This window comes from Actinomadura sp. 7K534 (genome assembly GCF_004348575.1).
GTDB classification, from domain to species: domain Bacteria; phylum Actinomycetota; class Actinomycetes; order Streptosporangiales; family Streptosporangiaceae; genus Spirillospora; species Spirillospora livida.
In genome coordinates this window covers 16,910-36,673 of sequence record NZ_SMKB01000052.1, presented here as the reverse complement: position 1 = coordinate 36,673, position 19,764 = coordinate 16,910, and the positions used below count along the sequence as shown (strand labels likewise).

Below are 19,764 nucleotides of genomic sequence, written 5' to 3'. Positions count from 1 at the left end.
GCCGTGGGGAGGCTGCCCGGGCGCGTGGCCGTACGGGCCCGGGTACGGCGGAGGCTGGCCGGGCTGCGGCGGGGGGTGGTCCGTCAATGGTCTTCCTTCGGATCCTTCGGTGTGTTTCAGGAATCTACCGAACGCCGGGCCCCGCCGCAGGTGCGCCGCGGTGCCCGGACCCCGCCGTCCCGGGCCCGCACGCCCGCATCCTAGAATCGCGTTCTGGTAGACGGGAGGGCCGATGAGCACCATGCCGATGGAACGGCACCAGTTGGGGGACGAGGAGTCGGCCGCACTGGCGGGACTCGCCGCCAGGATCCGCGAACTGGCGGAGGCGGCCGTCGTCACCGGGACCGGCGCCGCCGAGGCCGCCGCGGTGGCGGACGAGGTCGCGGCGCTGACCGCGCGGCTGTCGGAGCGGCGCCACGACGCGCCCCCGTACCGGATGTCCGGCGAGGCCGTCCTGGACCGGGCCACCGGCAACCCCGTCACCGGTGCCCTCAACCCGCTCGCGCCCCCGGTCGTCCTGACGGCCGGACCGGACGGCGTCGTCCGCGGCGAGTTCACCCTCGGCCACCTCTACGAGGGGCCGCCGACCTACGTGCACGGCGGCGTCTCCGCGATGGTGCTCGACCAGGCCCTCGGCATGGCCGCGGCCGTCTCCGGCACGCCCGGCATGACCGCGACGCTGGAGACCCGCTACCGGCGCCCCACCCCGCTCGGCGTCCCGCTCACCGTGGATGCGAGGCGGAGCCGCGTCGATGGGCGCAAGATCTACGCGTCCGGGACGATCTCCGGCCCGGACGGCCGCGTCACGGTCGAGGCCACCGCGATGTTCATCATGCCGGACCGGTTCGTCGCGGCGGGGGAGTGAGGCGGGGCCCCCTGAAGCCCGCTCAGTACTCGTAGACCTTCACCGCGGGATCGCCCTCGGCCCAGGTGGCGATCACCGACGAGGTGTGGTCGTCGTTGAGGAAGTCGACGCGAAGCCAGCCCCTGGCCTTCGTCACGCGCGTCTCGTAGCCGGGGTTGGGCGTCGCCGACACCAGCCGCACGTGGTCCTTCTCGATGGCCATGGCGGTGCGCCCGCCGCGCGTGACATAGCTGCGCACGTTGTCGGGCGGCTTCCGGGAGGGGGTGCCGCTGCTCTCCCGCTCGCCGGGCGTCGCGGGAGGCGGCGCCTTCGGTGTCTTGGACGGCTTCGGCCCCCGGTCCTCGCCGGGCGGCGGCCCCGGATGGGACGTCGGCGAGCCGATGGACGTGGGCCCGGGCGGGCTGGAGCGGATGACCGGCCCCGCGATCGGCGGCGGGGACGACCTCTCCGACACCGCGCCGCGCACGACGCCGCGGACCCCCAGCCAGGAGAGCGCCACCGCGAGCGCGGTCACCCCCGCCCACGGGGCAACATACGACATCGCGCGACGCATGGGCACATGGTGGCATACGGTTCCGCCATGGCGAGTGTTCTGGTGGTCGAGGATGATGCGAATGTCCGGACCGCCCTGATTCGGGAATTGAGCGTGCGGTCACACGTCGTACGCAGCGTCGGAACCGCGATGGACGCGCTGCGGGAGGTCACCCAGTCGCCGCCCGACGTCGTCGTCCTCGACCTGGGGCTGCCCGACCTCGACGGCGCGGAGGTCCTGAAGATGCTGCGGGGGATCTCCGACGTCCCCGTCATCATCGCGACCGCGCGCGACGACGAGCCCGAGATCGTCCGGTTACTGAACGCCGGCGCGGACGACTACCTCATCAAACCGTTCTCCATCGAGCATCTCAGCGCCCGGCTCGCGGCGGTCCTGCGCAGGTCCGCGCGGTCCGGCCCGACCGCCGAGCTCACCGTCGGCGGCCTGCACATCGACCTCGACCGCCGCGAGGCCATGCTGGACGGCAAGCCCCTGGAGCTGACCCGCCGCGAGTTCGACCTCCTCGCCTACCTCGCCGCCCGTCCCGGACGCGTCGTGGCCCGCCGCGAGCTGCTCGCCGAGGTGTGGCGGCAGGCGTACGGCGACGACCAGACCATCGACGTCCACCTGTCCTGGCTCCGCCGCAAACTCGGCGAGACCGCCGCCGCGCCGCGCTACCTGCACACGGTGCGCGGGGTCGGGGTCCGGCTGGCCGAGCCCGATCCGCGGTCATGAGGAAGACGCTCGTCCTGGTGTCCCTGGCGGTCACCTCGATGGTGGCGCTGGCGTTCCTGATCCCGCTCGCGCTCACCGTCCGGGAGATCGCCCGGGACCGCGCCCTCACCACCGCCGAGCGGCAGGCCAGCGCGCTCGGCCCGGTCCTCGTCGTCACCGAGGACCCCGCCGCGCTCGAACGCGCCGTCGCCAGCACCGCCGCCGGCGCCGCCGGCCGGATGACCGTGCACATGCCCGACGGCGGACTCGTCCCGCGCGAGGGCCACGGCGACTTCAGCGCCCGCCCCGAGCAGCTCGCCGAGGCCGGGCGGCGCGGGCGCGCCTACAACGCCCGCGTCAACGGCGGCTACGCGCTGCTGCAGCCGGTTTCGCTGGACGCGGGCCGGACCGCCGTCGTCGAGGTCTTCCTGCCCGACGAGGACCTGTCCCGCGGCGTGTGGCAGGCGTGGCTCGTCATGACGACGGTCGCCGCCGCGCTCGTCGCCGGGTCCGTCGCCGTCGCCGACCGGCTGGGCGCCCGGATGATCCGCTCGACCCGCCGGCTCGCGGAGGCCGCCGGCGCGTTCGGCGAGGGCGAGCTGTCGGTGCGGATCGAGCCGGACGGGCCGCCCGAGCTGATCGAGGCGGGCCTGGCGTTCAACGCGATGGCCGACCACGTCGTCCAGCTCCTGGCCGCCGAACGGGAGATGGCCGCCGACCTCTCGCACCGGCTGCGCACGCCGCTGGCCGCGCTCCGCCTCAACGCCGAGGCCCTCGGCGACGGGCCCGTCGCCGACCAGACCCGCGAGGCCGTCGACCGCATCGAGCACGAGGTCGACCAGATCATCCGGACCGTCCGGCGGCCGACGGGCCGCGGCAGCTGCGACGCCGCCAAGGTGCTGCGCGACCGCGTCTCGTTCTGGTCCGTCCTCGCCGAGGACGAGGGGCGCTCCTGCGAGCTGATCGGCGCCGACGGCCCCGCGGAGCTGCCGCTGCCCGGCACCGAGCTCGCCGCCGCCGTCGACGCGCTGCTCGGCAACATCTTCCGGCACACGGCCGAGGGCACCGGCTTCGCCGTCACCCTCCACCAGGGCCAGGGCGTCACCGGCATCCTCGTCGCCGACGCCGGCCCCGGCATAACGGACCCGGACGCGGCGCTGAAGCGCGGCAGCAGCGGCGGCGGCTCCACCGGCCTCGGCCTGGACATCGCCCGCCGCGCCGCCGAGTCCACCGGCGGCTACCTGCGCATCCACCGCAGCGTCCTCGGCGGCGCCCAGGTGCAGATGTGGTTCCGCACCAAGTGGCTGCCGCCCGCGCGGCGCTCCCGCCGCCTCGTCCGCCGCCGGCACTCCCGCACCTAGCGGTCGCGTCCCTCCCGCAGCTTCGCGACGGCCTGCTCGACCCGCCGCCGCCGCGTCTCCGGCTTCTTCGCGCCCTCGACCGACAGCACGAACCAGCGCTGCTTGCTGTAGGACAGGCCGTCGAAGAACCGCCTGGCCTCCTCGTCGCCGGCGAGGGCCTCCGCAAGGTCGTCCGGGACGGTCACCGTACGCGGCTCGTCGTCGACCTCCACGTCGACGTCGATCTCGTCCCCCGCCCGCACGCCGGCGGCCTCGCGGTTCTCCGCGCTGACGGGAAGCATGAACCGGCCGCCCATGGTGGCGATGGTCGACCGGTACGTGTGCCCGTTGACGGTGACCTTCACGGCGGGCCGCCCGCCCCGGCCCAGCTCCTCCACGACCTCCCCGGGCACCTCCACCCCGGTCGCGGTCTTCCCGCCCAGTTCCAGCGTCGCCCGAAACCTCATGCCGGCCTCCTCGTTCGACCTCGTCCTTTGGCAACGCGTCGAACGGCCCGCCGCAGGATCGACATAGCCGGAAATTAAATCCCCCTTAACGGCGGAGAAAGCGACCCCGCGCCCTCCTAGCCTGGCGGCATGAAGCGTCCCCGCTCCCCGTACGAGCCCCGGCGCTCCCAGTACGTGGCCGCCGGCCTCATGGGCGTCGCCGGCCTCGTCGTCGCCGTGCTCATCGCCGTCCTCGCCATCCGCGCGAGCGGCAACATCCCGACCGGCCCCAGCGGGTACACGATCAAGGTGGCGTCCGCGACGCGAAGCCCCGCCCCATGACCGGTGGCCGATGAGGCGGGGCGGTGTGCGAACGTCTCAGCAGTTGCTGTAGGCGATGTACCACTTACCGTTGCCGTTGCCGGTCTTGTAGTCGGCGATCCAGTAGGAGCTGTTGCGGAGCTGCACCCACAGGTACCCGTTCCGGCGCTGGATGGTGTCCCAGTTCGTGGTGACGTGCGTACCGCGGGCCAGCGCCCCGACCACCCGGTACCCGGTGCCCGGCCCGGTCCGGACGTTGAGCCCGTCCCGGGGCAGGACCCTTCCGTTGCACCAGCGGGCGCGCACGGTGTCCCGCTGCTGCAGGCGCCCCATCGCCTTTGCGGCGCCCTCCGGACCCACGAAGATGGCGCCGGGCCCGTGCCCTTCCTCCTCGGCGGGCCGCGGACCGGCGGTGCCCTGCTGCTCCATCCCCGGGATCGGCGGCGGCTGCGAGGCGGCGGCGACCGCACCGCCGCTCAGCGTGGCCCCCATCATCGCGGCGGCGAGCCCGACGCCGACCTTTACCCCTACATGCATCTCTTCCTCCAGGTGTGTCCGACCTATCGCCAACTGACTACCCTCAGTGATTTAACGGGGACATTTGGTGATGAAGATGCTTGAGTCAACTTCGCCCCATCACGGCGAGTCGTGGCGGTTGCGGGCATTTGAGTGATCGCCGCTCCTTGGGCGAACCTGCCGGCGACCGGAGGCGGTTGACCGAGCAAGCGGGGGCATCCGCCGTCCGCCTGAACCTGGCGAGACGACGGACGCCCGAATGCACTCCCTACCGGCCGTAGTGGTGCCCGTGCCCATGGCCGTGCCCATGGCCATGGCCGTGGCCATGCCCGTGGCCATGCCCGTGCCCATGGCCGTGCCCGTGCCCGTGCCCATGGCCGTGCCCGTGGCCATGGCCGTGCCCGTGCCCATGGCCGTGCCCGTGGTGACCATAGATCCGCACGCACTTGTGGAAGCGGTAGCTCCACTTCGACCCGGGCGGGCACCAGTGGGGCCGCGCCTCTTGAACCGCTTGAACCGCGGCATTCGGAGCGGCGCTCGCCGCAGGCACGGAACCGAACACGGCCAGGCCGGAGGCCATGGCCAGACCAGCGGTGACCACCGCCGCCGAGCGCAGCGAAGTCGGAATCTTCATGTTTCCTCCAGAGGTGAGGGCGCGAGGCCCGTGTTTCCTCCCGACGCGAAGACTCACTGTAATCAGTCAACTGCAAAGAGTGGCACAAGTTGTCCGGCCGGTGACCACTCGACTTCCCACGCGGGTCCGTGGGGCGGCAGATGCGCACTCCGACAGCCCCCTGACGGCCGGGTAAGACACCCCGGGACGGCTTGCCGACGGGCCCTGAATAAGGGTTGCTCAGCCCTTCCCTAAGTGAGGCCCAGGGCTGGATTCTGTGTTGATCCAGGTGGGGGATGGGGGCCGTAGCGTCCGAAGTCTTGGGGAGCCATGTCGGGAGCCAACTCGCCTACGCGGACTTGAAGATGTCGTTCATGTGCTCGGCCCCGTCGCGGATCTCGGGCCTGAGCTGGTGGCGGTAGACGGTTTCGGTGATCTTCGTGCTGGAGTGCCCTACGAGGGTGCTGATCTTCTCTATGGGCACGTCGTGATCGCTCATGATGGACACGAACGTGTGCCGCAGTTCGCGGGGGCACCACTCGGTGGGATTGAGGTTGGCCGCTTTGAGGATCATGCGGAACCGGTGGCGGACATGCTGTGCGGTGTAGGGGCGGCCGTCCTCGTGGCAGAAGACGAGACCGTTGTCTTGGTATGCCTCGCCAGCCTTGAGCTTCTCGGCGGCCTGCCGGGTCTTGAGGGTGCGGAGTGCTTCCACAGCCGTGTCTGCGATACCTAGACCGCGTCGGCTCAGCGTTGTCTTGGTCTCGCCCTTGTGGCGGTCGGCTCGGAGGACGTAGACCGTTGCCTTGTCGAGATCGACGTCGCTCCACTTGAGGGTGCGGAGTTCCTCCGTGCGGAGTCCTGAGACGATCGCTAGGACGACGTAGGCGCCGAGTCGGTGCGCTGGCTTGCTCGCCTCTGCGAGTAACGCCCTCGCCTGTTCCAGGCTGAGTGAGCGTGACTTGCGGGCGGGCTTGCCATCCGGGGTGTCGACCAGTTCGGCGACGTTCCGGCCGATGCGGTCATGGCGCGCCGCTCTGCGGATCGAGCGCTTGAGGATGCTGTGCACGATGCCGAGAGAGGACGAGGTGAGGTGTTCGGCTCTGCCGTTGAGCCACTTCTCGACGTCGTCGGCCGTAAGTTCCTTGAGTCTCGTCCGCCCAATGAACGGGATGAGCTGGTGATCGGCGAGAGAGCGGTAGACCTCCTGCGTTTTCGGTGACTTGCCGGACTTGGCGAACGCGGCGAGGAACTCGTTCACCGCGTCGCGGACGAAGTAGTTGCGTTCCGTCTTGACGCCCTTGTCCAGCTCTTCGACGGCTTCCTTGAGCTTGCTCTTGACCTCTGTCTTGGTACGTCCCTTCCTCTTGAGTCGCCTGCGCTTGCCGTCGGGGCCGAACCCGAGTGAGAGTGCGCCGGTGTACCCGTCGCCCTCCTCGTAGATCGAACCTTCGTACGTGCCGACCAGGATCTTTGCCAACGGATCCCTCCTCGTATCGATCGAGGTCACCACCGACCTTAACTCAAGACGTCCCAAGACGTCCCTCGGTTGGGAGGTCCGTTTGCGGACGAGGCGTCCGGACGGACCTCCCGCGCGGGTGTCAGCGCTTGGCCTCTTCGAGGGAGGGCTCTTCCAGGGAGGTGACGAACTCGGCGAGGTGCCGGTCAGTGATGCGGCGCAGCTTGCCGATTTTGATGCTGCGGAGTTGGCCCGTGCGGATCAGGAAGTAGACCTTGTCCCGTCCGATGTTGAGGATCTCGGCCACTTGCTCGACGGTGTATGCCTGCACGGGACACCACCTCCTCTCGCCCGGCTGGTTGTCCGGGCCTGTGCGCGATGTCGGGTCGCTGATCATCTCCTTGGCTACGGCGGGTGCTCGTCTCCGTCTCGTCTCACGGACGTCTCTGCCGCCCATACGTGCAGGCGCACGCGCGTGAGATGAGACGGTGAGACGACTACCGGGCGTGATCGGACGCCTTGTAGCGGCCTCGTCCGACTTGGACGGCGTGGCCGGTCCTCACCGCGTCGGCGAGGCGCCGGTAGAGGGTCGGTCGGCTGAGTTGCGTGAGCATCATGAGGTGTGCGATCGGAAGCCCCTCGTCCGGCGCGCCGTCCAGGGCCTTCCTCAGCGCGTTCTCGGCAGGGTCGTCGCGGGACGGCGTCACGGGGATGGACGGTTCGGTGACGGGTGCCGTGCGCGCCTCGTCCAGAGCGCGCCGGGAGACCTCGTCCAGTGCCGGACGGATGGCCGTGTGCCGCTCTACTGTGTCCGCCACGGTGGTATCGGTGAGCAGGTAGGCGCGGCCTCGTCGGGGTGTGTCGTGTTCGGGTGCGGAGAGTAGGAACTTGCCGGGTGCGTTGAGGGTGTGGGCGTGCCATCCGGCGTTGAGCATCCCTTGTCCAAGGATGAGATCGACGTCCTTGCGTTCCCGGACGCGGAAGCTCACGCGGACGTCCATCTGAGAACGGACGGCGCCCTTGCCCATGGCTTTCTGTGTGGGCCGCTGCGTGGCGGCAACGAGGGTCACGGCAACCGCTCGGCCTCGTCGCGCGATTGAGTCCGTGTCGCCGGCGGCGTCGGGCGCATCGTCGGCGAGTTCGGCGTACTCGTCCACGATGATGACCAGCGCGGGATACTCCGGAGTCGGGTCCCACACACGCCGTCCGCTGGCCGTGAGCCATTCGGCGCGCGCCTCAAGGACAGTGACGGCGTTGCGCAGCATGGCGCGTGCTTGCTCCGGTGTGGTGGCGAGGCGATCGATACAGGACGTCCAGGGCTGCAATTCCATCCCGCGCTTGAGGTCAATGGCCCAGATGACCACGTCCCGGCATGCGCTGAGATTGCCCATCAGGACATTGATTCCGCCGCTCTTTCCGGAGCCCGCCACGCCTCCGATGAGGCCGTGACGGCGCAGCAGCAGAACACGCGCGCCGGTGGCATCTTCGAAAGGCCCCAGGTCTATTGGCTCGGTAATGGACGAGACAGACGGTCCAGGCCACGGGATCGCGTCGGCGTGCGGGTCGGTGTCCAAGACCCGGAGTTCGAACCGGTTGGCTTTGTCGTCGCGCGTCGGAGAGACCCGCACAGCGCCCCGGAACGTCCCGAGAGCCGACTCGATCGCGGGAACCTTGGCGATGACGTCCTGGATGGTCTGGCCGCGTGCCAGGGCGAAGCGTGCGCGCCATCCCCACACGTCCACTACCGCGGATTGCGCGCGTGATCCGGCGAGGCCGACCGATTGCGCGATTTCCGGCCACGCGGCTATCTGTCGATCGACGCGCACCCTGGCGCGCCTTCTCCGGTGCGCCCACCACGGAACGGCGAGCACGAACCCACCACCGACGAGCAACAGGGGGAGCGGCCGGAACGTCGCGCCCAGTGCGGTAGTGGCGGACAGCCACCCACCACCGGCCATGGTGCCGGTAGCGGCATAGAGCCGTTCGATTCGCCGGACGAGGCCGACCCGTTCCCCGAACAGGGCGAGCGCCCACGCGGCCACCGTTGCGAGGCCCAGAAGCCACGGCCACCATGCCGGGTGTGCGAGGTGCAAAACCGCCCCCGAGATGGCGAGGACGGCGACCAGATAGACCGGTGCCAGCTCGGAGCGGTAGCGCCACAGGGCCCGCGCGACGAGCACAGCGGCCACGTCCGGGAACTGGTCGTCACGGTCGATGATCACCATGGGCTGAAGGCCGTTGCGGCGCATCTTGTGAGCGTGCCGCCGCATCTGACGCGTCCGGCTCATGAGCGACCCCAAGCGTCCGGGGGAAGGTGCCCTTGCTCGCGAAGCTCATCGCGCAGGTAGTAGAGCGGATCGGGTTCGGCGTCACGGTCGGCCTTGAGGGTGGCGCGTCCAGCGGCCACCAGGTTCGCGCGGTCCCGCCGCACCTTGGCCAGAACGGACGCAAGCCGGGTTACCTCCGAGACGAGCGCGGGAACGTCGGCGAGCGCGGCGTACAGGCGAAGCCACAAGTCCTCGATGGACGGCATCGCAGCGGACAGATTGGCGACGATTTCACGCGCGGCGAGGTTGCGCGTACGGACCTCCTGAACGTTGACCTTGACGTGCGGCGGCGTATCAGGCTCCAGGGCATCCCTCCCTTCGGTCGGGGAACGTCAGTGCTGAGAGACGGACTGGACCAGGACCGACACCAGCTGGCGAATCTCCGGCGCGGCACTGGTCGCGGCGAGAAAGAACCCGAACAGCAGACACACCGCGATGTGCCAGCCACGAAGCCCCATGTACCGCCACGCGACCCACACCACCGCGCCGAGGATCACCACCAGGGGAACCGAGACATCCACAGGCGCCCCCTCACATCCACAGGTCCGGGTACCGGGAACCGCGCCCCCGCCGCAGCCATCGGGCGCGGGCGCGGCACTTGCGGCACCGCCGGTTACCGGGCTCGACACGCGCGCCGCACGCACACGCGTGGCCGGTGATGACGCGAGGCATGCGCTGCATCCTCACCGCCCCGCCGGAACACGGGCGGGCAGCTCGTCACCCGTCCGGGTGCTGAGCAGACGCCGAGAGGCCGCGCCACAGCGGGACGACTCGGTACGCCCCCGCGCGGCCCGCCGCTCCTCGGCGTGGATGCCGATGACGAGCATGGCGAAGATGCCGCAGGTGGAACCGGCGAGGAAGACGGCGATGATCGATGCCAGGACGAGGATCATGTGCGATCACTCCTCTCGTAAGGCCCGTATCCGGCGGGGGCGGTTTCGGGCGGTCGGTGACTTACGAGAAAGAGAATGCGCGTGACCTGGGGGACGAGATCACTACATGACTGGACGTGTTCATGACGTCCTCATAGGGTTGATCGCGTCCCAGGACGTCCCAGATCCCGGACGGGTGCATGCCAAACGAACGCCTACGCGCCGCTCTCCTAGAGCAGGGCTTGACTATCGCCACGCTCGCCGAGTCGATCGACGTGGACCCCAAGACGGTAGAACGCTGGATCACCAAAGACCGCACCCCATACCGGCGGCACCGCTACGCAGTGGCTTCACGTCTGGGCGTAGACGAGACATTCCTCTGGCCGGACGCCCTCTCCAACGAACAGGTCACCGCAGCGTCCACCAGCGAATTAGTGACGCTCTACCCGCACCGCACGTCCGTCCCAAGGGACGCATGGGGACGTCTCTTCGCCGCAGCCAAAGAAGAGATAGGCGTCCTGGTCTACTCCGGCCTCTTCCTCTCCGAAGACGCCGGGATCCAACGCACGTTCGCAGAAAAGGCAAAAGCAGGCGTCCGCGTCCGGATCCTGCTCGGCGACCCGGACAGCCCACAGGTAGCCGAACGCGGTACCGACGAGGGCGTGGACGAGGCCATGGCCGCCAAGATCCGCAACGCCCTCGTCCTCTACAAGAACCTGCGCAAACAAGACGGCGTCGAGTTCCGCTTTCACCGGACGGTCCTCTACAACTCCATCTACCGCGCAGACGACCAGCTCCTCGTCAACACCCACGTCTACGGCGTCACTGCCCCCCACGCCCCCGTTTGGCATCTACGCCGCATAGCCGGCGGAGACCTGGTCAATACCTACCTAGAGAGCTTCGAACGCGTCTGGGAACGCGCAATACCCATACCGGGGGACTGATTCTCTCATGGGCCGCAGAATCGACTATTACGACGACCCCAACGCCCCCAAGGCCAACAGCCTCGTCCCGTCCGTGAACGTCGTAGTAGAAAACGATAAGGGCGAGATCCTCATGATCCGCCGCACAGACAACGACAACTGGGCCCTACCAGGCGGCGCAATCGACCTAGGCGAGTCCGTAACCCAAGCCGCCATACGCGAAACCAAAGAAGAAACCGGCGTAGACGTAGAGATCGCCGGTCTAGTGGGCATCTATAGCGACCCCAGGCACCTAATATGGTACACGAGCAACAATGAAGTGCGTCAGGAATTCTCGGTCGTTCTAACCGCTACTCCATGCGGAGGGGCGCTTATGGTTAGCGATGAGTCTCGCGAAGTGGAATGGCTCTCGCGTAACGCGATTAATACGTTGAAGATGGATCGTTCTATGCGACTTCGCCTCACGCATTACTTCTCAGGAGATCCGTTTCCTGTAGTTCAGTGAGTTCCACCTCGCCAGGGCAGGCGGTCTTAGCAATCAGACTTCCGGCAACCAGTGCATACGGTCATTGATGCGTTCAGATCGCCAACCGAAACTACTTCGACGCTTCATGATTTCATCTGCTTCATTTTGTGTGAAGCCAAGATTGAGCAGAAAGGTCGCCTCCAGTACATGCATGAGAAGATCAGTAGCAACCAATGACCCCATCACTACACGCTCGCGGTCATGCGCATCTTCCAGGCCATGGCTAACAATATTGCGCAAGCGCGCGACACGCGCAGGCCATCTAGCGTCTGTCGTTAGAGCAGACATCACAAAAGGCATTTCACCCACTCGTCGCTCGATTCGGTTCTCGAGACTCGGAGTTCCGAGGTGGTGGAGATGCGACCTTATGCGGCGCCGCTTTCTGTAATTAAATCCGGCCTCTTTTAGAGCACTCATTGTCTCATCGATCATGGCAGAGATGGTGCTGTCCTGGATGTCGGGTACTAGGAGCCTGTCAAGGGCTTCCACAGCTTGCACGGCGCTGACGAAGCGCGCGACTGGCCATTTGTAGTCTGGTGTAAGCAGCATTGCCCATTGTTCGATGACGTATGACCATTTGGGGATGGTGTCGAAGAGAGCTGGGCCTTGTCGAGCCCAATCGATATCTAGCAGACTAAAAAGGAGGTCAAGATACGTCAACTCCTTTCGCTTGTCCTTGTTTCCCGCTCGATGTGCCACGCGAACTGTTACCCATTTGCTGGATTCGGGAATGTTGTGCTCGAACTTCCAGGATCTGTTCGTCATTTTCAGAGATTCGACACCACCAACTCTCCCACTTGCTGTTGCCATTAGGACTTCGAGCGGGTAGATCCAAGATTCCATGAAATCCTCGATGCTCGTGGGGGCGTCGAGAACGATCTTGAATACGCAGCGCGATTCAAGTTTGAATGTAGATTTGCCGGGATGGAATACGGATCTCTCTTCGATGGTAATCCTGCCACCCGGAACCTCGGCAGTGCAGTCCGGGATCTCGATGCGCCTCACGGCGCTTGGGAAGTGCGGTCTATCAGGGGGGTCATATTCGGGCTTGAAAGCGGTTCGTTGAGCCCATAGCTGCTGGTCGTGTAGTGTCAATACTGCATCGGATACAGTAAGCTCATCCTCGGCGAGGAAAATGCCTTCAAGTGCTAGCCAAGGAAGGTATGTTGCTGAGCAAAGTTCGCCAAGGTTGCCGCGATAGCTCATTCTATTGCTTCTCATAAGGGTAACCGCCTTGCCAAAGCAGTCGCCATGAAGAAGTGGAAGATGAGAGTCGTCCTCTGAAGGGAAGAGCTTGTGGCGGTCTTTATTTATATCCTTAAAGAGAGTTATCTTTGCTCTTCCATTCTCTAGATATTCGTAAGTCCCCGGCACTTTCCATGCGTCAGCTTGGCCGGGTTTCCACCACTGTGACGGACGCCATTCGCCAGACTTGATCTCGGTCATGACCTCTACCTTTGAGCGCGAGAGGGAATGTGCCTTTATGGCAGTATGACACAGCCTGTCCCACCATGGTGGCGAATTTTGGTGCGCGCTCTTGAGTGCTAGATCGGCTGGAACCGGGGCAAGCCTGGGTCAAGGCAACAAGGCTACGTGTCTGCGCTGATTGATGCCCTCGACGTGGGCGATCAATAGCGGGGAAGCCCTGTTGATCGCCCGGTTGACGGGATGATCAGGCTCGTAGCGGCGGAGGATCTCCGCTATCCGATCTACCACCGTCACAGGTTGACCGTCGGGGCTTGTGGTCATGTCGCAGTAAACAAGGAAATCGCTCAAACTCGATGGTTCCGGACCAAACGCCCGGTTTAGCTCGTCTGCTAGGCCGCGTTCGCGAGCTTCGATTAGCGCGCAGGAGTGGAATGCGACGAGGCGGCATAGGTGGTCGTCGGCTTGGTGGGTGCTGCGGAGGAAGCGGGCGCCGTCTAGGGGGTGGAAGCCGGTGTCTACGAGGTCCGGGGCGTAGCCGATGTCGTGGAGCCAGGCTGCAGCCTCTAGTAGGTCGGCCTGGCCTTTGAGGATGGGGGCGAGGGTGCGGGCTTGGCGGGCTACGCCTTGGGTGTGCGCCCAGCGTCGGGGGAGTGGGGTCTCTAGGTGCTTGCGTGCGAGGTCGCGGGCCCATGCTGCGGTGTTCTTGTTCATGGGTTCGACGCTACGGGGGTGTGGGTGGACGTCCACGGGCGTGTGCGGCTCATCTGGGGACGTCTTGGCGGACGTAGCGTCCTTTGCCGTGGACGCAGGTGACCAGGTCGGCGGCTTCGAGGGCCTGGAGGGCTGTGCGGGCCGTGGAGCGGGATACGCCGTAGCGGCGGGAGAGCTGGGCCTCGCTCGGTAGCGCGTCACCCAGTTGGAAGTGTCCAGATTCGATCTGGTGGCGCAGGTGCGCGGCAATGTCCTCGGAACGGGTGCGCGGTTGGGTGGCGTCGTTCTGGACGCAGCGGCCTACTCCTGGGCGGACGGTAATGAGGCCCTCGTCCTGCAAGGTGGACAGGGCCCGCCGCACGGTGTTGCGGGCGACGCCGAACTCTGCGCAGAGGGCGGCCTCGCTCGGTAGGCGGGTGTCGGGGGCGTAGGTGCCGTCTTTGATTCGTTGGCGTAGCGCAGCGGTGATGCGCGTGTAGGCGCCCCATGCCGTGCGGCGGGTCATGTCAGCGTTGCTCGTCCCTGAGCGGGTCGAATGCCGCTGCGACCCAGGGTGTGAGCAGGATGGCCAGCTTGTCGGCGGCGAGTTCTACCTTTCGGCAGGGTGTGAGCCACAGGCCGGTGCTGGATTGGTACCACCAGGCGCCATCGCCCCATGCCACGGACACACTCTCGCCGATGGTCGGAGTGCATTTGGCGTAGATGCGAAGGAGTCGGCGCGGCCCGGTAGTGCGCAGTTCGGTCTTCCAGCCGTCTCGGCGCATCACGAGGGAGAGGAGGCCGAGGTGCCAGCGTGCGCGCCATGGGCCGCTGTAGATGGGCAGAGGGAGCGCGGGCGGTGCGTACGGGGGAAGCCACACCGACCGCGCCACCTCCGCCCCACCCTGTGAGGCCGCGCTCTCCTTCGCGGCCTCCTCCGGTGACGGCTGCAGGAATCGGTACCGCGCCATCACCGGGTCTCCACACGCGTGACCCGGGCGCGCTCCGCCTCGTTGACGAGCGCCTCGCGTAGCGCGGCGGGGGTCGATCGGATCACCGTGAGGTCCACACCGGCTTGCGGGTCGTGCAAACTCGCCACCCAGTCCCCTAGACGTCCGTCCCAACGCACGGCGCGCCAGATCCGGTGACCGGTGAAGTCCCGGCGCAACTTGGCGAGTGCCTCGTCTGCCGCGCGTGCGTCGGTCTCGTACGGGTTCGGGGCGGCCTGGTTGGGCCATTCGGCGGACATGGTGGCTCCTTGGCTTGCGTGCGAGTCTTGGGGCGATGTGGTGTCTTCGCCGTGTGTCTTGAGCCTTCCGTCCGGGTTGGGACCTCTCCATCGGCATCTAGGGACGTCTTGGGACGTCTTCTGTTAGCGTCGGTTGTGCGTCGTTCTCACTTGAATCCGCGGGAGGTCCGGTGAACGACTTGTTGCGGCGTGCCCTTGCCGATGCGCATCTGACCGAAGCCGGCGTTGCGGCCCGGTTGGGCGTTGACCCCAAGACCGTCCACCGGTGGGTCGCCGGACGCGTGCCCTACCCGCGCAACCGGAAGAGGATCGCGTCCCTCGTCGGGCGGGACGAGGCGGACCTGTGGCCGCACCTCGCCGTAGCGGACGTCCGTGCGGAGCCCGCGGTGATCGACGTCCTGGCGACCTACCCGCACCGCTGGGCCGTCCCTCGTCCGGTCTGGCAACAACTCTTTCGGGGCGCGCGGGACGAGGTCGACGTCCTGGCCTACGCGGGACTCTTCCTCGCAGAGGACGCGGGCATCATGCGGGCACTCGCCGAACGGGCGCGTAACGGTGTCTCCGTGCGGATCCTTCTCGGGGACCCGGACGGAACGTGCGTCGCTGAGCGCGGCAGTGACGAGGGTGTAGGCGAATCAATGGCCGCGAAGATCCGCAACGCCCTCGTCCACTACCGGGCCTTGCGTGACGTAGACGGCGTCGAGATTCGTCTACATGACACTGTCCTCTACAACTCCATCTACCGCGCCGATGACGATCTACTGATCAACCCTCATGCGTACGGCATAGCCGCATCACAAGCCCCTGTGCTGCACATGCGAAGGCTGGAAGATGGCGACATGGCGAGCACGTACATTGAGAGCTTTGAGCGGGTGTGGTCCGGGGCCTCTCCGAAGATCTAGGGCGTTTCTATGATCCAGAGCTGCGCTGGAAACTCCAAGTAGATCTTGCATGCACCATCAGAGCGCCCCGAGCTTGAGCGGCGTGTGCCGCCGATTGGTGCGTAGCCCTCGATGTCTGCTGGGCTACCTGCGGCTTTGAAGTCTAGGTCTCTGTACACAGTTAGCCACTTGTGGACAAGTCAGAGCGTTCACACGTCTTGAGGCATGGCAGGCCGTCGAAATGCATGTTAGAAAGTTGCATCATGACTTCTGTCTCACCTGTGTATCCGGAGGAGTATTAAGTGACACATTCGGTGCGACCACATATGCGCGCTGGACGTCCTGTAAGGGGATATCGCAAAAGGAATCCAGGTGGCCAATCCGGCATCCCGTCAGGTCCGAATGGTGGCGCAGCCATATTCGTGTTCATCGCCATCGTCTGCATTGTGATCGCCTTCGGGGGTGTGTGGGCCTTTCGTGCAAGCGCGGGGAAGCCGTTGAATTCTCCGGTGGTCAGTCAGGCGCTCTCGAAGAGGTCGCAGACTGGATTAAAGGGGGCCGAGGCAGCTTTAAAGGTCAAGAATGCAAAAGTCAAATCCTCAATGAAATTTGATATCGACTGTGTCGGTAAATCAGAGCAACAGTTGCGTGAATACTTCTTGTCCAACCCATGCAAGGGTCTGGCGAGGGCCTACATACGAATCGGGGACATCCGTCGAAACCTCGTGCTCGTGGCAATCTCATGGGTGGAGATGCCCAGTGTCGCTTCTGCTGAAGAGTACGGGGCGTTAGTGTTTGACGATGTAGGAAACGTGATCGAACTCTCGCGTGAGGTAAAAACATTGAATCATATAACATATGAGGATCGCGTTTATACCTCTGGGGTCGAGGGTGTCTTCGTATGGCAGGTCGAGGTGAAGCCCGCTTCCTCGAAGGTATCCGAGATTGAAATGAACGACATTCTTGAAAGAAGTCGACAATAGCTGCCCTGGTGCAGTAATCGTCCCCCTGGAGTGGCCTGGGCTGTTCAGGCTTGCTCTGTACTCGTCCAAGATCGCTGTTCTCGCGTCTGCTCCGGCGCGGTGCGTTACTCGCCCTGGCAGAGGTCGCCGCGTTCGGCGTTACGGAGGAGGGGCATCAGGAGTTCGAAGTTCCCGACGAGGGCTAGTGCCGGCCATGCGCTGACTGTTGCGCGGATGGGGCCGTTGGACGCGCCGCGCGCCACGATGCCTATGGCGTCGCTGCGCCACGCGCTCAAGTTGTCCCTGTGCGGATATTGGAGAACGGCGATATGGCGGGCACGTATCTAGAGAGCTTCGAGCGCGTCTGATCCGGCGCTTCGACATTTCGCTTGCGTCTTTGCAGAAGTCGACCCCTCGCAACTAGGCAAGGCTGAACTTCAAAGAGAGCGCCGCAGGGCTGAGCTAATATTTTCTGCAGCCTTGCGGAGCTTTTCCATTTCCTTTACTCCTTGATGTACACCTTTAACGGTCAGAGTTTCAACCTCCGTAAACATTCGAAGGTCTACTTCATATGTGAGCTGCTCAACTGGGCCAAACGGGCCTTCTGTGTCAGCCGTAAAGGTGTATTGCAGGGGAAGGTCTGAGTTGAGCCTCTTGTGACTCATGTCGAAAAATAGTTCGATTTTCCAGCCTGGGGGCATAATGGGAATACCTTGGTTGAAGATAAAGGAATTGCGCAGTATAAACTTGCCTGGCAGTTCCTGCTCGGCCACTCGCTCGATGGGTGGGCTGCAGCCTATACGGACGTTTCTGGCGACGGTGGGTCCCAAATTTTCGATGACCAGCAGAAAGACATTCGTGACATGCTCTGACGGTCTTATGTTAACGACAACATAAGGCTCCTGTTGCTCCCTTCGAACTTTCTCCGACAGTTCCAATTGGCGCAGTGCCGAGTCTGCTTGGAGGTGTGCTGCGTCAGCGGATCTCACAGCAGATATTGCTTGCTCGATGGCTGATTTGGCTTGCTCTCGTGAATAGCGAATCGCCCATATTGCCACTATTAGGGAGCCGATGGCTACTACTAGTGCCCAGGCGTCAAAGTCCATTATTACCCTTATCTTGTTGGCTTGGCCTATGTTCAGCGTACGATAGCAGCGCCAGCGGCAAAGTTGTGCAGATGGCCGGACTTGGTCTGAGGTGGAACTGATCTAGTTGCGAAAAGGGCTCGCCGTCGCCTGTTTCGAACGGCGAGCCCTATGCGCGGCTATGAGTAGCTCACGCGGAAGTCTTGGTGGTGATGATGCGGCGCACCCTGCGCCGGTCTATGCCGTACTTTTCGGCTAGGTAGCGCTGGGAGAGGGGGCGGCCTGGGCCGTTCAGGCTTGCTCTGTACTCGTCCAGAAGCGCTTGTTCTGGTGTCTGCTCCGCTTTGGTGCGTGGCTGTTCCAGAGTGGTGCGTTGCTCGTCCTGGGTGAGGTCACCGCGTGCGGCGTTGCGGGTGAGGGTCATCAGGAGTTCGAAGCTCCCGACGAGGGCTAGTGCCGGCCATGCGCTTACTACCGCCCCAATGGGGCCGTGGGACGCACCGTGTGCCACGTTGGCGCCTACGGTCGCCACGATGCCTACGGCGAGGCTCCACTTTGCCAAGGGTGGTGCGGGTTGCTGCCGGCGGCTTGCGTCCAGGATCACCATGGACGCTGCCCAGATGAGGCCGTCGACGGTGAACGGGACGAGGCGCGCCGTGGGGCCAGTCTCGCCGTGGGCGTGGACGAGTTCGTAGGCGTGGCGGTACGAGATGACGGCTGCCACGGCGGCTACCGCCACTACGGCGAGTGCGGTCGTGATCCGGATGAGGCGGTCAGTCACGGGCCAGCTCCTTGCGCCACTCGTTCACGCATGGGTCGTCCTCTCCGTGGGTGATGACGCGTTCGGCGAGTGAGAGGGCCGTGATGGCGGAGTTGCGGTCTAGGGGGCGCGGCCATGTGGTGACGTGCCAGGCGTCGCCTGTGCGGGTGGCTGTGGCTATGACCTCGTTGTTTACCGTCGCGGTCATCGTCGTTTCGGTGATTTCGAGGGCCATGGAGACCCCTCCTCCCTGCTGTGAGGGAGGGAGCCAGGGGAGCCAGAACCGGGAGCCAACCTAGGTCGGGCTAACCCGACCCTGATCGACTGTGCCGGACTGTTCCCCTGGGCTCCTTCCCTTGTGTTCGCAGGTGAGTGGCTCTCTTCACGACGTCCCCGGACGGGTTCGGACGGGCCCTGAATAAGGGTTGCTCAGGGGTTCCCTAAGTGAGGCTTAAGGGCGTTCTGCCGGGGGGTGGGGGGCCATAGCGTTGCGGGTGTCAGATCTAAGACACGGCGGAGGTGCACAGGCGGAGAGCAGAGCGAACGTCGGCTGAGGTTCCGACTGAGGTTCCTGATTGAGACAGGTTTCTGGCCCGCACGGCCCCGTAACCCCGCTCTGGGGCCGTGCGGGCCAGAAGCCTTTTTCAGGTCCGGGGGAGGGCGCCCAGGAGGAGCAGGCGGAAGGCGTCGGCCGTGCCGGTGGCGGCGGTGTCGCCGGTGGCGAGGCGGCGGACGGCGAGGCCGTAGAGCATCGCGACGATCGTGGGGGCGTGGCGTTCGGCGTCCGGGATGCCGAGGGCGGCGAGGACGGCGGCGGCCAGGCGGTCGTAGGCCTCGACGGAGCGGGCCGAGGTCTCGCGGAGGGCCGGGTCGCGGGCGGCGTGCAGGTGGAGTTCGAGGTTGGCTATCTGCTCGGGGCCGTACGCGAAGTCGACCACGGCCTTCTCGACCGCGTCGGCCGCGTCGAAGGGGGCCATGCCCGAGTCGGCGAGGGCGGTGACGTAGGTGGTGATGCGGGAGATCTCCTCGTCCACGAACGTCTGCAGGGCCTCGCGGAGCAGGTCCTCCTGGCTCGGGAAGTGGTAGGTCAGCGAGCCGAGGGACACGCCGGCCGCGCGTGCGACGGCCCGGTTGGTCACGGCGCCGATGCCCTGCTCGCCGATGAGGCGGAGGGTGGCCTGGAGGATCTGGTCGCGGGCGCTCATCGCTGCACAGTCTTCCCTAAGATCGACTCTTTCTGTATCGTTCGTTCGAA

General features: G+C 65.7%; 26 protein-coding genes. 8 read left to right on the top strand and 18 right to left on the bottom strand.

The annotated features are described in order from the left end of the window. Window positions 1-232: 232 nt before the first annotated feature. Entirely contained in the window at window positions 233-865 is a 633-nt protein-coding gene (locus E1266_RS13605) for a PaaI family thioesterase (RefSeq protein WP_132046735.1), read from the top strand. A gap of 22 nt (window positions 866-887) precedes the next feature. On the opposite strand, the gene E1266_RS13600 is transcribed toward E1266_RS13605, so the two are convergent. Beyond that, window positions 888-1,406, bottom strand: a complete 519-nt coding sequence (locus tag E1266_RS13600) for a hypothetical protein (protein ID WP_207945619.1) — start codon at window positions 1,404-1,406, stop codon at window positions 888-890. A 39-nt stretch (window positions 1,407-1,445) separates the two neighbouring features. Between E1266_RS13600 and E1266_RS13595 the strand changes: the two genes are divergently transcribed. Together E1266_RS13595 and E1266_RS13590 are read left to right on the top strand one after the other, a co-directional pair. Then, window positions 1,446-2,132: a response regulator transcription factor gene (locus E1266_RS13595; RefSeq protein WP_207945617.1), complete on the top strand. Its 687-nt coding sequence runs from the start codon at window positions 1,446-1,448 to the stop codon at window positions 2,130-2,132. Then, window positions 2,129-3,472 carry a HAMP domain-containing sensor histidine kinase gene (locus tag E1266_RS13590; protein WP_132046731.1) on the top strand — a complete coding sequence of 448 codons (1,344 nt, stop codon included), beginning with the start codon at window positions 2,129-2,131 and terminating at the stop codon, window positions 3,470-3,472. The genes E1266_RS13595 and E1266_RS13590 overlap by 4 nt, the downstream gene beginning before the upstream one ends. On the opposite strand, the gene E1266_RS13585 is transcribed toward E1266_RS13590, so the two are convergent. After that, complete coding sequence (locus tag E1266_RS13585) at window positions 3,469-3,918, bottom strand: YdeI/OmpD-associated family protein (protein ID WP_132046729.1); 450 nt, start codon at window positions 3,916-3,918, stop codon at window positions 3,469-3,471. The genes E1266_RS13590 and E1266_RS13585 overlap by 4 nt on opposite strands. A gap of 129 nt (window positions 3,919-4,047) precedes the next feature. On the opposite strand from E1266_RS13585, the gene E1266_RS13580 reads away from it, so the two are divergent. Then, complete coding sequence (locus E1266_RS13580; protein ID WP_132046727.1) at window positions 4,048-4,239, top strand: hypothetical protein; 192 nt, start codon at window positions 4,048-4,050, stop codon at window positions 4,237-4,239. A 36-nt stretch (window positions 4,240-4,275) separates the two neighbouring features. Here the strand turns inward: E1266_RS13580 and E1266_RS13575 are convergent, their stop codons facing one another. The 7 genes from E1266_RS13575 to E1266_RS13540 all read right to left on the bottom strand — a co-directional run bounded on the left by E1266_RS13575 (window position 4,276) and on the right by E1266_RS13540 (window position 10,026). After that, window positions 4,276-4,755 carry an SH3 domain-containing protein gene (locus E1266_RS13575; protein WP_132046725.1) on the bottom strand — a complete coding sequence of 160 codons (480 nt, stop codon included), beginning with the start codon at window positions 4,753-4,755 and terminating at the stop codon, window positions 4,276-4,278. Between the two features lie 941 nt (window positions 4,756-5,696). Further along, window positions 5,697-6,827, bottom strand: a complete 1,131-nt coding sequence (locus tag E1266_RS13565) for a tyrosine-type recombinase/integrase (RefSeq protein WP_165966075.1) — start codon at window positions 6,825-6,827, stop codon at window positions 5,697-5,699. 121 nt (window positions 6,828-6,948) lie between these two features. Continuing rightward, window positions 6,949-7,137, bottom strand: coding sequence for a helix-turn-helix domain-containing protein (locus E1266_RS13560; protein ID WP_243712498.1), 189 nt, complete (start codon window positions 7,135-7,137; stop codon window positions 6,949-6,951). Between the two features lie 166 nt (window positions 7,138-7,303). Next, entirely contained in the window at window positions 7,304-9,055 is a 1,752-nt protein-coding gene (locus E1266_RS13555) for an FtsK/SpoIIIE domain-containing protein (protein ID WP_243718401.1), read from the bottom strand. A gap of 35 nt (window positions 9,056-9,090) precedes the next feature. Continuing rightward, window positions 9,091-9,339 carry a hypothetical protein gene (locus E1266_RS13550; protein WP_132046717.1) on the bottom strand — a complete coding sequence of 83 codons (249 nt, stop codon included), beginning with the start codon at window positions 9,337-9,339 and terminating at the stop codon, window positions 9,091-9,093. Window positions 9,340-9,465: 126 nt separating this feature from the next. Beyond that, window positions 9,466-9,654: a hypothetical protein gene (locus tag E1266_RS13545; protein ID WP_132046715.1), complete on the bottom strand. Its 189-nt coding sequence runs from the start codon at window positions 9,652-9,654 to the stop codon at window positions 9,466-9,468. A 162-nt stretch (window positions 9,655-9,816) separates the two neighbouring features. Then, the gene (locus E1266_RS13540; protein ID WP_132046713.1) at window positions 9,817-10,026 is read right to left on the bottom strand and encodes a hypothetical protein; all 210 of its coding nucleotides are present in this window, start codon (window positions 10,024-10,026) and stop codon (window positions 9,817-9,819) included. A 179-nt stretch (window positions 10,027-10,205) separates the two neighbouring features. On the opposite strand from E1266_RS13540, the gene E1266_RS13535 reads away from it, so the two are divergent. Continuing rightward, entirely contained in the window at window positions 10,206-10,949 is a 744-nt protein-coding gene (locus tag E1266_RS13535) for an XRE family transcriptional regulator (RefSeq protein WP_132046711.1), read from the top strand. A gap of 7 nt (window positions 10,950-10,956) precedes the next feature. Continuing rightward, window positions 10,957-11,433 (top strand): NUDIX domain-containing protein, encoded by a 477-nt coding sequence (locus tag E1266_RS13530; protein ID WP_132046709.1) that lies wholly within the window; start codon window positions 10,957-10,959, stop codon window positions 11,431-11,433. 33 nt (window positions 11,434-11,466) lie between these two features. Here the strand turns inward: E1266_RS13530 and E1266_RS13525 are convergent, their stop codons facing one another. The 4 genes from E1266_RS13525 to E1266_RS13510 form a co-directional block, all read right to left on the bottom strand. Then, complete coding sequence (locus E1266_RS13525) at window positions 11,467-12,900, bottom strand: HEPN domain-containing protein (protein WP_132046707.1); 1,434 nt, start codon at window positions 12,898-12,900, stop codon at window positions 11,467-11,469. A gap of 129 nt (window positions 12,901-13,029) precedes the next feature. Continuing rightward, on the bottom strand, window positions 13,030-13,593 hold the full coding sequence (locus tag E1266_RS13520; RefSeq protein WP_132046706.1) for an HD domain-containing protein: 564 nt from the start codon (window positions 13,591-13,593) through the stop codon (window positions 13,030-13,032). A gap of 49 nt (window positions 13,594-13,642) precedes the next feature. After that, window positions 13,643-14,098, bottom strand: a complete 456-nt coding sequence (locus E1266_RS13515) for a winged helix-turn-helix domain-containing protein (RefSeq protein WP_132046704.1) — start codon at window positions 14,096-14,098, stop codon at window positions 13,643-13,645. Window positions 14,099-14,542: 444 nt separating this feature from the next. Further along, window positions 14,543-14,821 (bottom strand): hypothetical protein, encoded by a 279-nt coding sequence (locus tag E1266_RS13510; RefSeq protein WP_132046702.1) that lies wholly within the window; start codon window positions 14,819-14,821, stop codon window positions 14,543-14,545. 170 nt (window positions 14,822-14,991) lie between these two features. Between E1266_RS13510 and E1266_RS13505 the strand changes: the two genes are divergently transcribed. Further along, a complete protein-coding gene (locus E1266_RS13505; RefSeq protein WP_132046700.1) occupies window positions 14,992-15,723 on the top strand; it encodes an XRE family transcriptional regulator in 732 nt (243 codons plus the stop codon). A 401-nt stretch (window positions 15,724-16,124) separates the two neighbouring features. After that, window positions 16,125-16,685: a hypothetical protein gene (locus E1266_RS13500; RefSeq protein WP_132046698.1), complete on the top strand. Its 561-nt coding sequence runs from the start codon at window positions 16,125-16,127 to the stop codon at window positions 16,683-16,685. 104 nt (window positions 16,686-16,789) lie between these two features. Here the strand turns inward: E1266_RS13500 and E1266_RS37985 are convergent, their stop codons facing one another. The 5 genes from E1266_RS37985 to E1266_RS13480 all read right to left on the bottom strand — a co-directional run bounded on the left by E1266_RS37985 (window position 16,790) and on the right by E1266_RS13480 (window position 19,714). Next, window positions 16,790-16,960, bottom strand: coding sequence for a hypothetical protein (locus E1266_RS37985; RefSeq protein WP_165966074.1), 171 nt, complete (start codon window positions 16,958-16,960; stop codon window positions 16,790-16,792). 141 nt (window positions 16,961-17,101) lie between these two features. Beyond that, window positions 17,102-17,770: a hypothetical protein gene (locus E1266_RS13495; RefSeq protein WP_132046696.1), complete on the bottom strand. Its 669-nt coding sequence runs from the start codon at window positions 17,768-17,770 to the stop codon at window positions 17,102-17,104. Window positions 17,771-17,939: 169 nt separating this feature from the next. Then, window positions 17,940-18,530: a DUF2637 domain-containing protein gene (locus E1266_RS13490; protein ID WP_243718400.1), complete on the bottom strand. Its 591-nt coding sequence runs from the start codon at window positions 18,528-18,530 to the stop codon at window positions 17,940-17,942. Next, window positions 18,523-18,744, bottom strand: a complete 222-nt coding sequence (locus tag E1266_RS13485) for a hypothetical protein (RefSeq protein ID WP_132046694.1) — start codon at window positions 18,742-18,744, stop codon at window positions 18,523-18,525. Before E1266_RS13485 ends, E1266_RS13490 begins: the two co-directional genes overlap by 8 nt. Window positions 18,745-19,153: 409 nt before the next feature. Next, window positions 19,154-19,714, bottom strand: coding sequence for a TetR family transcriptional regulator (locus E1266_RS13480; protein WP_132046692.1), 561 nt, complete (start codon window positions 19,712-19,714; stop codon window positions 19,154-19,156). Window positions 19,715-19,764 lie beyond the last annotated feature (50 nt).